Origin of the sequence: Cryobacterium melibiosiphilum, from assembly GCF_003602235.1 — a bacterium.
GTDB lineage: Bacteria > Actinomycetota > Actinomycetes > Actinomycetales > Microbacteriaceae > Cryobacterium > Cryobacterium melibiosiphilum.
This window is the reverse complement of sequence record NZ_QZVS01000061.1, coordinates 1-14,781: the sequence shown is the minus strand read 5'-3', so window position 1 is coordinate 14,781 and position 14,781 is coordinate 1. Positions and strand designations below refer to the sequence as shown.

The 14,781-nt window shown below is 65.0% G+C and carries 15 protein-coding genes; 10 read left to right on the top strand and 5 right to left on the bottom strand.

Annotated features, from left to right (window positions below):
* Positions 1-407: 407 nt before the first annotated feature.
* From D6T64_RS04105 to D6T64_RS23390, 5 genes are read right to left on the bottom strand one after another with little or no spacing between them, the layout of a single operon-like run.
* Complete coding sequence (locus tag D6T64_RS04105; protein WP_147364454.1) at positions 408-1,280, bottom strand: FHA domain-containing protein; 873 nt, start codon at positions 1,278-1,280, stop codon at positions 408-410.
* Positions 1,277-2,671 (bottom strand): AAA family ATPase, encoded by a 1,395-nt coding sequence (locus D6T64_RS04100; RefSeq protein WP_119972026.1) that lies wholly within the window; start codon positions 2,669-2,671, stop codon positions 1,277-1,279. The genes D6T64_RS04105 and D6T64_RS04100 overlap by 4 nt, the downstream gene beginning before the upstream one ends.
* Before the next feature lie 15 nt (positions 2,672-2,686).
* Entirely contained in the window at positions 2,687-3,769 is a 1,083-nt protein-coding gene (locus D6T64_RS04095) for a M23 family metallopeptidase (protein WP_233550821.1), read from the bottom strand.
* Positions 3,770-3,771: 2 nt separating this feature from the next.
* On the bottom strand, positions 3,772-4,317 hold the full coding sequence (locus D6T64_RS04090) for a hypothetical protein (protein ID WP_119972021.1): 546 nt from the start codon (positions 4,315-4,317) through the stop codon (positions 3,772-3,774).
* Between the two features lie 2 nt (positions 4,318-4,319).
* Positions 4,320-4,616 carry a helix-turn-helix domain-containing protein gene (locus tag D6T64_RS23390; RefSeq protein ID WP_119972018.1) on the bottom strand — a complete coding sequence of 99 codons (297 nt, stop codon included), beginning with the start codon at positions 4,614-4,616 and terminating at the stop codon, positions 4,320-4,322.
* A 147-nt stretch (positions 4,617-4,763) separates the two neighbouring features.
* On the opposite strand from D6T64_RS23390, the gene D6T64_RS23500 reads away from it, so the two are divergent.
* From D6T64_RS23500 to D6T64_RS04040, 10 genes are all read left to right on the top strand, one after another.
* Positions 4,764-5,396: a DUF6668 family protein gene (locus D6T64_RS23500; RefSeq protein ID WP_325049765.1), complete on the top strand. Its 633-nt coding sequence runs from the start codon at positions 4,764-4,766 to the stop codon at positions 5,394-5,396.
* Positions 5,393-5,695, top strand: a complete 303-nt coding sequence (locus tag D6T64_RS04075; RefSeq protein ID WP_119972015.1) for a hypothetical protein — start codon at positions 5,393-5,395, stop codon at positions 5,693-5,695. Before D6T64_RS23500 ends, D6T64_RS04075 begins: the two co-directional genes overlap by 4 nt.
* An 11-nt stretch (positions 5,696-5,706) precedes the next feature.
* Positions 5,707-6,444, top strand: coding sequence for a hypothetical protein (locus D6T64_RS04070; RefSeq protein ID WP_119972012.1), 738 nt, complete (start codon positions 5,707-5,709; stop codon positions 6,442-6,444).
* A 2-nt stretch (positions 6,445-6,446) separates the two neighbouring features.
* Positions 6,447-8,096 (top strand): hypothetical protein, encoded by a 1,650-nt coding sequence (locus D6T64_RS04065; protein WP_199719048.1) that lies wholly within the window; start codon positions 6,447-6,449, stop codon positions 8,094-8,096.
* Positions 8,096-9,610: an SCO6880 family protein gene (locus tag D6T64_RS04060; protein ID WP_199719047.1), complete on the top strand. Its 1,515-nt coding sequence runs from the start codon at positions 8,096-8,098 to the stop codon at positions 9,608-9,610. The genes D6T64_RS04065 and D6T64_RS04060 overlap by 1 nt, the downstream gene beginning before the upstream one ends.
* Positions 9,610-11,292: an ATP/GTP-binding protein gene (locus D6T64_RS04055; RefSeq protein ID WP_119972009.1), complete on the top strand. Its 1,683-nt coding sequence runs from the start codon at positions 9,610-9,612 to the stop codon at positions 11,290-11,292. Before D6T64_RS04060 ends, D6T64_RS04055 begins: the two co-directional genes overlap by 1 nt.
* Complete coding sequence (locus D6T64_RS04050; RefSeq protein WP_119972006.1) at positions 11,289-13,082, top strand: TraM recognition domain-containing protein; 1,794 nt, start codon at positions 11,289-11,291, stop codon at positions 13,080-13,082. Before D6T64_RS04055 ends, D6T64_RS04050 begins: the two co-directional genes overlap by 4 nt.
* A complete protein-coding gene (locus D6T64_RS04045) occupies positions 13,082-13,789 on the top strand; it encodes a DUF4913 domain-containing protein (protein ID WP_119972003.1) in 708 nt (235 codons plus the stop codon). Before D6T64_RS04050 ends, D6T64_RS04045 begins: the two co-directional genes overlap by 1 nt.
* Positions 13,790-14,028: 239 nt before the next feature.
* The gene (locus D6T64_RS22500; protein ID WP_158594795.1) at positions 14,029-14,166 is read left to right on the top strand and encodes a hypothetical protein; all 138 of its coding nucleotides are present in this window, start codon (positions 14,029-14,031) and stop codon (positions 14,164-14,166) included.
* Positions 14,167-14,225: 59 nt separating this feature from the next.
* The gene (locus tag D6T64_RS04040) at positions 14,226-14,639 is read left to right on the top strand and encodes a hypothetical protein (RefSeq protein WP_119971999.1); all 414 of its coding nucleotides are present in this window, start codon (positions 14,226-14,228) and stop codon (positions 14,637-14,639) included.
* Positions 14,640-14,781 lie beyond the last annotated feature (142 nt).

Below are 14,781 nucleotides of genomic sequence, written 5' to 3'. Positions count from 1 at the left end.
CCCCGGCCCTCGGCCGGTTTCTTGCTCCGCTTGATCTGTTTCGGTCGCCAAACTTTCTTCAGATCAGGCCTTAGCTTTGAACCCCTCGCCCATACAGGGCGGGGGGTTCGCTCGTTCTATGCGCTCCTTCTCAGGGGCTCACCTCCGGCGTCGATGTCTAGCTGAGGTTGCTCCGGGAGTTTCCAACCCTCCGGAACACCTGTTGAGCCGGGTTGGCCGGCGCGGATCGCGGCCTCGACAATGGCCCAGAGGGGCGCGTTCGCCTGGCTGGCATAGGTGTCTATCAGTTCCTTAACGTCAGGAGCCACGAAGAGGTTGAGTGCAACCTTCGGAGTCCCCCGTGGTCGCCGGTACTGATTTGACATGGCTCAACCATACTGCGTTTATCTACATCTACAGTGGCATTCTCAGGTGGGCGTGTCGCACACAACTTCGGGTGTGCATTCAACGTCTCCCATGCGCAGCGTCGTGCCTGACTGAATCACGTACGGCTGGAAGGGAATGAGCCACATCGGCGGATCGGTCAGTGTCTCGACGCCGTTCCCAGAGTGGTGGTCGGTGACGACAATATGGCCGGCTTCGTCGAGGTCGAGGAGGGCGTGCGTGCGTGCGTGCGTGCGCGAGAGCATCCGGCCGGGACTTGCGACGGAGACCGGGTGCCGGCCGTCTATCGATGAGGGGTTGCGGCCAATGGCCGCGTTCCCTGTGACGTCGACGGTCTCCTGAGTGTTGAAATGCAGGCGAAGTGTCGGACGGTCCGGCACGGGCGGGCACAGCCGTGTCAAGGCCAGATCGTCGACGGCCGGCGGGCTCTGCTCCGGTTCCGAGTCAATGCCTAACGGTGCGGGCCCGGCGCAGGTCAGGGGAGCGAGTTCCACGCGGTGGGGCTCTGCGATTCCGCATTGGGCGCAGCGCGTCTCTGTGACGGACTGGAGTCGCCGGCAGTGCCGGCATCGGCCCTCGTCGACGGTGAGGCCGTCTGCCGGCGGGATCATGCCGGCGTCGTCGAGCAGCTGCACGACGCCCTCGGGGCGGACGGCGAGCTGCCATGTTCCGGAGGGCTCGGTGACGGTCAGGCGAACGGGCCGGCGTATACCGGTGGCGATCGCGACGCATCGGGCGGTGATGCCAGTGCGCAGCTCTTCGACGGATGCTGCGGCACAGGGCCGTTCGGAGCCGTTGACGGTGATGGTGCCGGAGCCGTCGAGGTTGAGCTTCGCGGTTATCTTCGGCCAGTCCGCGACCCGTTGGGGACCGGGTACTGGCCGGGTTTCGTTCACAGGCCGCTTGCGACGGCCGCGCCGGCTGCGAGCCATGCTCGCTGTGTCGCCGGGCGGAGGGAGCCGTACCGGAGAATGCCGTCGACCATCGCGGGGTCGTGCGGCACGGTAGCGGCTGCAAGGGCAAGGCCGCTGTAGCCGTCTGCAACCCTCGCGAGGTCGGAGGACACCGCTTTGGGGTCGGCCTGGTTGACGACGACAACGGCTCGCTTGGCGAGCTGGGCGGACTTCTCGTCGCGTTCGGCCAGTGCTTCCAGGAGGAGCGCGCCGGCTTCGGCGTGGTCGTCGCGGGTGGTTGTGGCGACCACGAGCTGGTCGGTCTGGTCGATCATGCGCAGCCACATCGGGTCGGACTCGTCGTTGCCGGAGTCGATGAAGATCAGCCGGTAGTACTTCGCGGCGACGGCATGGATGGCATCGACGTCGCTGGGTTCCACGCGCTGTTCGTGCGCGAGGGCCATCGGCTTGCTGCGCAAGACGTCGAACCGGTCACGGGTCTGGTGGTGCACGTAGTGGGCGAGGTCGGCCGACTGCGCGCCCGTGCTCAGAAGGCGGTCGACCTGGGGGAGCAGCTCGAGCAGGGTTGCCTCGTGTGGCCCTTGTTCGGTGCGCCAGCCGAGCGTGCCGCGCGTCTGGTTGTTGTCCCAGGTGAGGACGCCGGCACCGCCGTAGCGGGCGAACACGGCCGCGAGAAGGACGGTCGTGGGGGTCTTGCCCGCGCCGCCCTTGCCGTTGACGATCGCGATCGTGCGAGGTCCAGGCCAGTGCTGGCTAACGGCCTGCACATCACGGCGCTCGGCGCGCTCGTCCTCGCTGGGCGTCATGCGGATTCCGGTACGGGTGAGCAGGCCGCGCCAGCCCTGCGTCGCGGGCTCCTCGGTCTGTTCCTGGGTGAGGAACGACTGTCGAGCGGCCCTGCGGGGCTGTGGCTGGTCGTCTGGGGCGTGGACGGGCGCTGAGCGCACCCACTCGTTGCCGGGCTGAGTCGGGCCGTTGTAGACCGGCGCGGAGGGCGCCGGTGGCGTTTCTGCAGGAAGGGTCGGCACCTGGTCAATGACCCGCGCAGCGGGAGCCTCCACGGGCTCCTCAGGGGCCGCCTCACCGGCCTCGGGTGCAGGCGTCGGGTCGGTCTCGGGGTCGGGCTCCACGGTTCCGTCCGGGTGGACGATCAGGGGCCACGCCCCATCGGGGCCGGTCGTGGTGACGCGCACGGGCCGCTGCATCTTCGCGGCCGTGTCGGTGACGCGGGCGAGGATCGCGCTGCGCGCCTCGTCGACGTTGCTGGTCTCGATGGGGTGCAAGGTTCCGTTAATGGTGACCTCACCGCTGCCGTCCTCACGGGTGAGGGCGTCGATCTTCGGCCAAGTGGGTACGGTCTCTGTGTTCGTCATGTTGTTCTCCCTCTGCTATCCGAGTGTGATTCCGACTTCGGCCATGTAGGCGGCCGGGTCGACGGTCTCGCCGTTGACGATGACCATGAAGTGCAAGTGGCAGCCGGTGGATTGGCCGCTCGATCCGGTCTTGGCGATCTGCTGTCCGGCGGTGACTTTGTCTCCGACGTTGACGAGCATCCCGGAGTCGAACATGTGCAGGTATTTGGTTTGCACTCCGCCGCCGTGGTCGACGGTGATGGTGCCGTTTCCGGCGCTGTCGAATCCGCGTGAGCTGACGACGCCGGCCTGAGCGGCCCAGGTCGGGCCGTCGCAGCCGCCGGCTGCAAGGTCGGTCCCGGTGTGCATTTTGTACTCGCCCGTGATCGGGTGCTGGCGCATCCCGTAGGGGTCGGTGATTGGTCCCGCGCCGGGGGCGGCCCAGCCGTTCGGGTTGACCTGGCCGGGCACGAGAGTGTCGCAGCCTGCACCGGGTGCGCCGCTGCCGGGGTTGAGCCCGGTATCGGCGCCGGCCAGGCCTTCGATGATCTGAACGGCCGGCTCCCAGAACGGGGTGTAGTGATACGGATCGGCGTTGGCTTGCGTGCGGTGAGCGACGATGGTCGGCTCTAAGTTCTCACGCTCGGGCACCTTGGCCGTCATCGCCTGAAAGAACTTCATCGACGTGCTGTGGAGGTTCAGCCGGTCCTCGCGGGTACCCCATCCGTCCTGCTGCTGAAAGAGACCGATTGAGGTCGTAGCCGACCCGTCCGGGTTGGTGATGCCGCCGGTCTCCCAGTCGCCATAGTCGATGTTGCGCAGGCTGGACTCGCCCATCGCCGTCATGATGCCGATGGTCTGGTCTCGGACGTTGAGTCCGAGGTCTTTTCCGGCTTGCATGACGTTCGCAGCGTTCACAAGCTGCTCGTGGTCGTAACCGGCAATCGTCGTGTCCGGCACCTTCGATGGGTCGATGGAAACACCCGACCCACCCGCCACGGTTCCGCACGCAGCGCTACTGCTGCTGCCTACAAGGATGATGCTGAACACCATCCCGATAACGATCAGGGGCACCGCGGCGGTGACGAGAATGCCCCCCTTGGGCTTGTCGTCGGCCACGGTTAGTTCACCCCCTCCGGCAGCGTGAAGCGGCTGACGAGCCAGGGTGCCTTGCCGTCGACGCGGCTCAGGATGAGGCTGTAGGTGCCGGCGTTCGTCGGCACCTCGACGGTTGCGACGTAGGCGCTGGTGTCGTCGACGATGACGCCCTTGCCGGTGAGCTGCGTTGCGACGATGCGGGCTGGGTCCATGTAGGCGTAATCCTGCGATGCCTTTTGATCGAGGAGGGGCTGCACGGCGGCCCACCACTGATCGAACGGCAGATCGGGGCGCGCGTACGCGGTCATCGCGGTCTCGACGGCTGCGATGACGCCGGCCCGTGATTCGTCGTCCCACACGGCCACGATCTGCGGGGCGTAGAGCTCCCCGGTGTCTGCGTCGACAACGCCGGTAGGCGGGGGGTTGAGGGTGCTCGGGTCGACCGATGGGAAGATCGGGCCGCTGGTGCTGACGGGCGTGGGAGTCGCCTCGTCGTCACTGCTGGGTGTGCAGGCGCTCAGTGTTGCTAGGGCGACGATGACTAGTGCCGCGGTCCCGATCTTCCTCATGGTCACTCTCCGGCGCTTGTACTGGTCTCTACGCCCGTTCCGTGGATGACAGTCGGCCCGTGCGAGTGGCCGGTGTTGGCTCCCGCTTCCAAGGTCTGCTTCAGCTCATCGCGGAGGATGAACCAGGTGGAGCCGACCTTGTATCCGGGTATGACGCCGTCTTTCAGCCACTTGTAGACGCCAGGCTTGGTCATTCCCAGCAGCTCGGCTACGTCTGGAACGGTGAGAGTCGGACTTCGCCCCTCAAAGAGAGCGTCAAGTCCTGAGGTCACTGGATGTACCCGTAGTCTCGTACGCATGGTGCCAGTGTAGGCGATATAGAGGCATGTTGATATATATATATCTTTGTTACGTTCTGATGCATGCTATTGCTCCCTATTGGGTTTACGACCTACAATGGAGGTGCAGGTGACTACACACTCAATTATTGAGGGAGAAGGCGCATAGTGACAGAGCAGAACAACCCGTGGTTGTCTCGGCCTACGACACCCCCGCCAAGCATCGCAGCTACCACTGACATCTCACTGCCGCGGCTGACCGGCCCCACAAGCCCGCAGCGCGGCGTTCCCGTGCCAGATCAGGTCGACCAACTCCGCGTAGTCGAGCAGGCAAGGCCGGCGGAACTATGGTGGCTCGGTGTGCACGGAGGCTCGGGCGAGTCGAGCTTGGCCGGGTTGGTCCCGGAGTGGCCGGAGGCCGACCACGGGTGGCCGCGCACCGCCGCACCGGGGTCTGATCGGGTGGTGATTGTTGCGCGATCCAACGCACGAGGGCTGAAAGCAGCGCAGGCCGCGATCATGCAGTGGGCCTCTGGCCAGGTGCCCTCGGTCGATGTTCTTGGTCTGGTCGTCGTCGCTGACGCTCCGGGCCGTTTGCCTCGCCCCATCCGCGACCTGGCGCAGGTCGTGAGCGGGGGAGTACCCCGGACGTGGAACGTCCCGTGGGTAGAACCGTGGCGATTGGGGGAGCCGTTGGTTCTCGCTGACGCCCCGCGCGAGGTTCGTCGACTCGTCGACGAGCTGCGCGTGATTCTCGGACTTGGTGCTGCCGGCACCAACAATTGGAAGGAAGCACGATGAGCGCTCTGGAAATCCTGCACGCGGCGAACGACTTCGCGGCGTCACTGCCCCTACAGATTCCCGACCCTGACCCGGTCCAGCCTCCCGGTACGGAAGGCGTTACCACGATCCTCTCCTGGTTGAAGTGGATCGGTTACGTCGTCGTCGGCGGCGCGATCATCATCGGTGGAACGCTCATCGCGATCAGCTTCCGCCGCGGCGAGGGCCAGGACGCCCTGCCGAAAATCCTATGGCCGATGGGCGGCGCGATCGTCATCGGCGCCGGAGCTGCGTGGATTACGACACTCGCCGGGGCGTAAGGAGCTAGATCATGGCTGACGAAGAGAACGAGCAGAGCCCTTTCTCCCGCCCGAACTTCATCGTCGCGGCGGTCGTCGTGGCAGCCCTCGTCGTTGCCGGCGTCATCGTGGGCGTGAACGTCGCCACGAGGGACGGCGGCGACGCGCAGCCCAATCCGACCAGTAGTTCTACCGCCGCCCCGTCCGCCGAACCTACGGCAGACTCGGGCGGTGCGAGTGCATGTGGACTCGACGGCGAGGAATTGACCGGCACCGTCACGACGGCCCCACAAGCGGAGTGGCAGTACCAAGACGTGTACTCCTACCCTGTGTCCTCAACAGCCGGGCCAGCAGCGACAGCCCCGGAGGGCTATCGTTTCTGCTTTCAGCACTCACCCACGGGGGCTCTATTCGCTGCCGCAAACGGCATGGTTACTGCCCTCGCACCTGATCTGCGCGCAGTCTGGCTCGACTATTCACTATCGGAGGGAACTTATCGAAATGATCTCCTCGCGTCGGCCGGCAACGAAACGGACTCAGAAATTCGAGCTTCGGTAGCCGGGTTCCGTGTCCTGGCGTACGAAGGCGACACCGCACGGATCGACATTGCATTCGCAGGAACTACTGCCGGTCAGGTGGTGACGGGCTCGGTCGTCTTCGAGCTGATTTGGATTGCAGGCGATTGGAAGCTCGACGGCAACAACCCTGAGCCCGCGCGCATCGCGCAAATCCCCAATCTGGCGGGCTACACGCCTTGGGGCGCTGAGTAGCAATGGACGAGGCAGACTGCGGATTCTTGGAGCTGGACTGCGCAGTCGATGAATGGGTGAACAGCGCCGTAGGTGACGCGATCGAGAACATGGCTAATGCCGTTCTCGAGGCCTTCGGTACGGCGGTGGGATCGCTCGGAACCCTTTGGGTGAACGTTGGCACCCCGAATCTCACGGGTTCGGGAGGCGAAACCTCGACGATCAGCGCCGGCAGCTCCGCTCCGGGGTCTGAGGGCATTGTGACGATCCTCGGTTATGTCACCTGGATATCGTTCACGATTGCGGCGTTGTCGATCGTGATCTTGGGGGCAATGATCGCGACGCGCATCCGGAATGGCGAGGGTGTCGCAGCGGTCGGCCGTATCGGCCTGATCTTGGGCGCGGTGATCCTCATGGGCGGCGCGACGGGCTTTGTATCCGGTCTTCTGCCCTCCGGCCCACAGGGCGCGGGCGGCGCGGTGTTCTTTTTGCAGTCCTCGCTCTGGTGGTACATGGGAGCGGCTGCGGTGGTCTCGATCGTGATCGGCGGGGCCAAGATGGTGTGGGAACAGCGGGCCGAGCCTGGCCGGGAGACGATCAAGAGTCTGTTGACGCTGATCGTCGTGGCAGGGTCTGGTGTGACAATCGTGGGGCTGCTTGTCTCCGCGTTCGATCAATTCTCGATCTGGATCATCAACGGGTCGCTGGACTGTGACGTCGCTGGTGATGGGGCGTGCTTCGGCGGCAACATCGCTGCACTACTGGCTCTCACGACGAATCCGCAAGCTGGCGGCCTCGGTGCCTTGCTCATCATTATTCTGGGCCTGATCGCGATACTCGCGGCGGCGTTCCAGATCGTGCTGATGGTCGCCCGCGGCGGGATGCTCGTCATCCTGACGGGCATTCTCCCTCTGTCGGCGGCGGCCACGAACACCGAAATGGGAAAAAGCTGGTTCAACAAGAACGTCGGATGGCTCATCGCTTTCATCCTCTACAAGCCGGCCGCCGCGATCGTCTACGCAACCGCGTTCCAACTCACCGGCACCGACGTTTTCAAAGATGACGGAACCGGTCTCCTGGCCGTACTCACCGGCCTCATGCTGATGGTGCTGGCGTTGTTCGCGATGCCGGCGCTCATGAGATTCGTGACGCCGCTCGTAGGTAGCATGGCGGCCGGCGCGGGCGGTGCTCTCGCGCTGGGAGCGCTGGCTGCTCTGCCGTCCGGCGCAGCGGCCCTTGGTCGCCTGTCCTCCGGGTCAGGCGGCGGAGGTGGTGGAGGTGATGGTGACGACAGCGGCGGCGGCAGCGGTAGTCCCTCGGGTAGCACTGGCGCGCAGCAGTCGTCCACGCCTTCGGCTGATGCCAGCGGATCATCTGGTGCTGCAAGCAGCTCCGGCGCGACTTCGGCTGGGACGGGAGCGGGAGCTGCGGCGGCCGGTGGCGGTGCCGGAGGCGGTGCGTCCGCGGGTGGTGGAGCTGCTGCGGGTGGCGCGGCGGCCGGCGGTGGAGCTGCTGCTGCGGCCGGTGGTGGATCTGCTGCAGGTGCAGCGGGCGGGCCGATCGGAATAGCTGCGGGTGCAGCGATCGGAGCGGCTAAGACCGCTGGCGATGCAGCAAAGGGGGCCGCACAAGACGTCGGCAACCAAGCAACTGGAGAAGGGAGCGATAACTAATGAGCGCTGCAAATACATCATTGCGGGGTCTGCGCACCTACGGCAATTGGCGACGTCCAACGTCGCCCGGCCTACTGGGCCTCGGCACGGTCGGAACGGTGGGTCTGTTCGTCGGCCTATTCCTCGTTCTGATCGTGCTGATGAGCCCGGCGGGCCTGCTCGGCGCGTTCTTCACTGGTTTGGGTATGGCGGTAGTGATCGCGCTGATGGTCACCCGCGACGGCGATGGGCGGAGCGTACTTAGCCGCGCATCGACCCGTGCGGGCTGGTTCGTCTCGAAGTCGCGGGGGTCAAACTTGTATCGCTCGGGGCCGCTGGGCCGCACGGAGTGGGGTACATATCAGCTCCCCGGAATCGCAGCTCCCACGCGCCTCACGGAGCACCTGGACTCGTACGCGCGTCCGTTCGCGCTGCTCTACACGCCTCAGACCAAGACGTATTCGGTCGTTATCGGGACCGAGCCGGATGGTGCGGCCCTGGTCGATCAGGAGCAGATCGACATGTGGGTGGCCGACTGGGGGCACTGGCTGGCTAACCTGGCCGATGAGCCCAACTTGGAAGCCGCATCAGTCACGGTCGAGACTGCGCCCGACTCGGGCCATCGTCTGCGCCGTGAGGTCGAGTCCAACATCGATCCGAATGCCCCGGAGTTTGCCAAGGCGATGCTTGGGGAAACCGTCGTCACGTATCCGGCGGGCTCCTCGACGGTGAAGGCATATGTCGTACTCACGTTCACGGCCGCGCCCCGAAAGGGTGCGAAGGGTCGCGAGGCCGACGAAATGGCGCACGAGCTCGCATCACGTTTGGCCGGTTTGACGGCCACCTTGCAGGCGACCGGAGCGGGCGCTGCGCACCCGTTGTCGGCGCAAGAGCTGTGCGAAGTGATCCGCGTGGCCTACGACCCGGCGGCCGCGACGCTGATCGACGATGCACACGCTGACGGCGAAGTGCCCGAGCTACTGTGGACCGACGTCGGCCCAACGGCCGCTCAGGCGTCGTGGGATGGCTACAAGCACGACTCGGCCCGTTCGATCACCTGGGCGATGACACAAGCGCCGCGTGGCAACGTGCAGTCGGGCGTCCTCGCTCGGCTGCTCGCCCCACACCGGGACATTGCGCGCAAGCGCGTCACCCTGCTCTACAAGCCCGTCGACGCGGCCCGTGCTGCGGCGATGGTCGAAACCGACCTGCGAGCGGCTGAGTTCCGCGCATCGTCCACGCGCAAGCCTCAGGCACGCGACACGCTCGCTGTCCGGGCGGCCGCGGCGACGGCCTCAGAAGAGGCCAGCGGGGCCGGCCTGGTGAACTTCGCCATCCTGGTCACCGCGACGGTGATCGACCCCCACAAGGAACAGGACGCCCGCGCGGCAGTCGACAACCTCTCGGCCACGGCCCGGCTCCGACTGCGGCCCGTATACGGGTCGCAGGATTCCGCGTTCGCTGCGGCACTGCCACTCGGTCTCGTGTTGACCAAGCACATGCAAGTTCCCTCGACTCTCAGAGAGAAGCTGTAATGACCCCCGATCAGATCGCCCTATTAGGCCTCGGCGGCCTGGTCGTCCTGATGGCTATCATCATCGCTGTCATCATCCTCAGCGGCCGCAAGCAACCGCGCCAGCCCGCTCGTAGCCGGCGCGATGCGAACGTCTCGGCCGACGAACCGCCAGAGCTTTCCGTGCGACCGAAGCGCCCTACGGCGCGCGGCTGGATCGGCCGCGGGGGCGGTTCTTCAACGCTTGTGCACGCTCCTACAGAATGGCGTGGCACCACCGTTCAAGTCTGCGGCCTGTGGCCGTACTCGATCGGTGCCGGCACGCCGATGGTGGGCGTTCCCCTCGGGCGTCACATCCACACGGGAGCGACCGTCTGCGGGGACCCGATTTCGTGGTTTCAGCGCGCCAAACTGATCAACAACCCCAGCGTGTTCATAATGGGTCTCCCGGCACTCGGGAAATCGACCCTCGTCCGCCGAATGGCTACTGGGCTCTCCGGCTTCGGGTCGATCCCGTTCGTTCTCGGAGACCTCAAACCCGACTATGTTGACCTGATCAAGGCCTTGGGGGGCCAAGTCATTCGGCTGGGCCGTGGCCGCGGGAATCTGAACGTGCTCGATCCCGGAGAATCAACTGAGGCGGCCGCCAAGCTGCGCGCCGCCGGGTTCGATCAGGAGGCCAAGGAAATTGAGGCGGACGCCCACGGTCGGCGGCTGACTATGGTCTCGGCGCTGCTGTCTATCCTGCGCAAGGAACCGCCGACAGACGTCGAAGAGTCGATCATCGACCAAGGCTTGCGTGTGCTCGACCGCACGATTACGGACCGGGTGCCCATCCTGGCTGACCTCCTCGAAGTAGTGCAGCAAGGACCAACTGAGCTGCGTGAAGTCGCCGTGGACCGCGGGGACTTCACGCAGTATCAGCGAATCACCCGCGCGCTGGAAGCCTCGCTCATCAGCCTTGCGCGTGGCGGACGTCTCGGAGAGACGTTCTCTCGACCCACCACCAACCCGATGCAGCGTGACCGTCCAGTGGTCTACGACATCTCAGGGCTGAAAGAGACCGACGTCGACCTGCGCGCCGCAACCCTGTTGGCTTGCTGGTCAAACGGGTTCGCGACCGTCAACGTCGCAAACACTCTGGCGGCCGCGGGTCTAGAACCACAACGGCACTACTTCGTCGTCATGGACGAGCTGTGGCAGGCACTCCGCTCGGGTCCAGGCATGGTCGACCGCGTCGACTCTCTCACCCGTCTAAACCGTTCGTACGGCGTCGGCCAGGCGATGATTACACACACGATGCGCGACCTGGACTCCCTGCCAACGGAAGAGGAGCGAATGAAGGCGCGAGGTTTTGTAGAGCGCGCCGGGATGGTCATCATTGGTGGTCTTCCGCAAGCCGAAATACCTCTGTTGTCGGCGGCGGTGCCGGTCTCCAAAGCAGAACAAGACCTGTTGATGGGGTGGTCTGCCCCGCCGTCGTGGGACCCCGCCACAAGCCAGGAGACCGAACCTCCGGGACGAGGAAAGTTCCTCATCAAAGTGGGCGGGCGGCCCGGCATTCCGCTCTCCGTGAAACTCACCGAGACCGAGAAATCGACCAACGACACCAACAAGCTGTGGCACGCCCAGTCGCGGGTCGGTCAGCGTGCCCTCGAAGTGGTCGATGAGATTATCGAAGAGCGAGAGGAGAGGGTGTCATGAGCCAGCCCAACAACCGGCGGCGCGATCCCGGCGGATTCACCACCGAGACCCTGCTTCTAATGCTCGCGATTGGCGGCGTGTTCATCGCCCTGATCGTCGTGAACGTGGCGCAGCACCTCGGCCACGCGATCGACGAGGACGGCGTTGCCGTGCCGGGAGACCCGTTCGTGGTCATCATGCAGACCTTCGGCGGCCAGCTCGCCTGGCCGGCGGCCGGGACGTTCATCGTCGCCGGGCTCGGCGCCCTCGTCCTCGCGCTGTTCGTGCTGATCCTCATCGCCTTCACCCGCTACCGGAAGCGCCGGACCCGGGTCGATCGTGCAGCGCCATACATGGGCCGTGGGAAAGACATCGAGGGAGTGAGCAAGCAAAACGCCATCAAACAGGCTGAACGCCTCGGCGTCCGTGACAGCTTCGGTGTGCCGATCGGTAAGACGCTCGGCAACGCCCCGTTGTTCGGGACGTGGGAGGACATGCACATCGATATTTGGGGGCCGCGCACGGGTAAGACGACCAGTCGTGCCGTGCCGGCTATCCTCACCGCACCCGGTAGCGTGCTCGTGACGTCGAACAAGCGCGACGTCGTAGACGCCACACGCGACGTCCGTGCCTCGGCCGGTCCGGTGTGGGTGTTCGACCCTCAGGGAATCTCGCTGGAAAACCCTACGTGGTGGTGGAACCCTCTGAGCTACGTGACCGATGAAGTGAAGGCCGCCAAGCTGGCCGATCACTTCGCGTCGGGCTCACGCGATCCGGGAGCCAAGACGGATGCCTACTTTGACCCGGCGGGGCAAGACCTCCTTGCGGGGCTCCTACTCGCCGCGGCCCTCGACCAGCGTCCGATCACCGACGTATACTCGTGGCTGACGCAGCCGACAGAGGATGAACCTGTCGGTATCCTGCGCTCGCACGGATACACGCTCACGGCCGATCAGGTACGCGGCGTGGTCAACGCTCCCGAGAAGCAGCGTGGCGGCATCTACGGCACGGCGCAGCAGATGGCGTCGTGCCTCACCAACCGCCAGGTGGCAGCCTGGGTGAACCCGACCTGGGAAACCTCCGCCGACGACCGCCGGCCCCACTTCGACCCGGTTGCGTTCGTGCGCGATGGCGGCACGCTCTACTCGCTCTCCAAGGAAGGTCGAGGCACCGCCGGCCCCCTGGTCACCGCCCTCACTGTCGCGGTGGTGGAGGCCGCGGAGGAGCTGGCCGCTGGCTCTGCCGGCGGTCGCCTTGCGGTGCCGCTCCTGGGCGTTCTCGACGAGGCTGCGAACGTCTGCCGGTGGCGCGAGCTGCCAAACCTCTACAGCCACTACGGGTCGCGTGGGATCGTGCTCATGACGATCTTGCAGTCCTGGTCACAGGGCGTCGATGTGTGGGGCGAGTCCGGGATGCGCAAGTTGTGGAGCGCGTCCAACATCAAGGTCTACGGAGGTGGCGTGTCGGAGGATGCATTCCTTGAACAGCTTTCCAAGCTGATCGGTGACTACGACCGACAGTCGTCGTCGGTGTCGTCCGGCCGCGGCGGGCGCAGCGTGAATCAGCAGCTCCACCGTGAACGTATTCTCGGCGTCGACGACCTTGCGGCCATGCCGAAGGGTCGCGCCGTGGTTCTGTCGTCGGGCAACCGCCCGACGCTGATCCGCACGCAGCCGTGGATGACGGGGCCGCACGCCGAACAAGTCAAGGCGTCGATCGCGGCGCACGATCCTCAGGCGCAGCAGACGATCCAGCAGGCAGAGACCGAGCTGGTGGCCGTGGAGCATGCCGAAGCGACGAGGGACGCCTGATGAGCGGCTGGGGAGACGACGAGCCGGGTATCGAGGCTGAACCGTTCGGCGCCGACGTCGACGGCGACGAGCCCGAGCGCCCGCGCGAGCGGCGCGAACCGGGCTCGGCGTTCGGCGTCGACCTGCGGGAGCTGACGGCTGATCTGGTGGCGGCGTCTTTCCAGAAGGCCATCCGCAAGCAGGTAACGGCCGTGGTCTCGCACGCTGTCGAGGAGGCCGTCGCCGACGCATTAGATGAAGACCTGTTGGACGATCTGCGCATCCGCGTCGAGACAGCCGCGACCGATGCAGTCAAGCAGCAACTCGCCGCGATCAACGACGACCCCGAACCGGATGAGACGGAGCCGCCGCTGTACTACGGCTCCGTCGATGAATTCGTGCGCGAATACCTGATCGGTGCATACCGCCGCCCGCTGTCACCCGGACAACGGGTGTGGGCTGCCAAGTGGTGGGAGTACGACGAAGCCGTGATCCGTCTCGATGCTCTGTGGCGCGCGTGGGAGAAGCTGCGGCAAGACCCGAGCACCGGCATGAGTGTCTGGTGGCGCGACCACGCCGACCATCACATGGGCGTGTTGTTCAGCCCTGACGGCCCGTTTGCTGGCGTCAAGATGGACCCGGCCAGCGCAGACAAGAAGGGCGTCCTGCTGCCCTACACCGCGCCCCCAGAAGGACTGTTCCCCGACGAACGCGAGGCCACGGTATGAGCGACAAAACGCTCTGGTTCCGCCACCCTCAAACACACTTGTGCAGGCCACGCCACCCCTCAACTCCGTATCTGCGGCCACCATTGCTACGCCCTCACTTACACTCCGCTGGCTTCTGGTTCGACGCAGCCGCAAGCCCTGTCGATGGTGCCGGATCCATGATTAGTTTCGATTGGTGGACTGGAGCCGAAGACCCCCTGAACAACGAAACAATGCGATTCACGGTCTATGGTTCCATCATGAACTCGAATCCTGCAGGGGTTCCGCAAGCGGCTTACCAGTTCGGCGCAAAGTCCAACTGGGGCCAATTCGTCGAGAATTACATCGGTACCGCCGGTGGATATCCCGGCGACGGCTCGTGGGCGTGGATCAACTGAGCTCACACCGCGTGGGAGGTCACAAAGTCGAAACTCCTCGGCTCGAGGTTGTAGGGCGGGTGATCCTCTGGGGCGCGTCCCGCGCGCTACAACTTGGCATCTACTATGGTGCTGGCTGGGCATTGGTAAGCCTCACCGGCCAGATGTTTCTCACAAACAGTGTGGGTACACAGCTCGGATTCGGGGTGATCCTCGTCATCCCCGCAAGCTGGACAATGTCGGTCTTAGCTTGGGCGACATTCGAGACCATAGCGAAGCGTCAAACGCGAACAGCGAATATGAATCGCAGGACCAAGCTCGCGGTCGTCGGCGCGGCAGCCCTAGAGGGCCTGAGTTATGCGTTAATATATTTGCTGCTCCTGCCCAACACAGCGCCAGTCGTCCTCATGGCCCTCATCTTCAGCCTGGGCGGCGCGTTTCTGCCTATATGGCTTTTTGGCTTCTGGAACAGGCTCCGTAAAAAGCCGTCCTGACAGCCATTTCCGACTCAGATCCTGAACGCCATCGCATGCAGGGTGGGGTCAGCTCACGAAACGGAATAAATAACACGCTAAGAGTTTCCGGGTCGGCGCAGGGGGCGGAGTTTTCCGGCTTTGGGTTGGCGGGGGTTGTTCC

Excerpts from the sequence above, each read along its gene's own strand:
- D6T64_RS04100 (WP_119972026.1), bottom strand. The coding sequence starts at position 2,671 with ATGACGAACACAGAGACCGTACCCACTTGGCCGAAGATCGACGCCCTC.
- D6T64_RS04090 (WP_119972021.1), bottom strand. The coding sequence starts at position 4,317 with ATGAGGAAGATCGGGACCGCGGCACTAGTCATCGTCGCCCTAGCAACA.
- D6T64_RS23390 (WP_119972018.1), bottom strand. The coding sequence starts at position 4,616 with ATGCGTACGAGACTACGGGTACATCCAGTGACCTCAGGACTTGACGCT.
- D6T64_RS04075 (WP_119972015.1), top strand. The coding sequence starts at position 5,393 with ATGAGCGCTCTGGAAATCCTGCACGCGGCGAACGACTTCGCGGCGTCA.
- D6T64_RS04070 (WP_119972012.1), top strand. The coding sequence starts at position 5,707 with ATGGCTGACGAAGAGAACGAGCAGAGCCCTTTCTCCCGCCCGAACTTC.
- D6T64_RS04065 (WP_199719048.1), top strand. The coding sequence starts at position 6,447 with ATGGACGAGGCAGACTGCGGATTCTTGGAGCTGGACTGCGCAGTCGAT.
- D6T64_RS04060 (WP_199719047.1), top strand. The coding sequence starts at position 8,096 with ATGAGCGCTGCAAATACATCATTGCGGGGTCTGCGCACCTACGGCAAT.
- D6T64_RS04055 (WP_119972009.1), top strand. The coding sequence starts at position 9,610 with ATGACCCCCGATCAGATCGCCCTATTAGGCCTCGGCGGCCTGGTCGTC.
- D6T64_RS04050 (WP_119972006.1), top strand. The coding sequence starts at position 11,289 with ATGAGCCAGCCCAACAACCGGCGGCGCGATCCCGGCGGATTCACCACC.
- D6T64_RS04045 (WP_119972003.1), top strand. The coding sequence starts at position 13,082 with ATGAGCGGCTGGGGAGACGACGAGCCGGGTATCGAGGCTGAACCGTTC.
- D6T64_RS22500 (WP_158594795.1), top strand. The coding sequence starts at position 14,029 with ATGAACTCGAATCCTGCAGGGGTTCCGCAAGCGGCTTACCAGTTCGGC.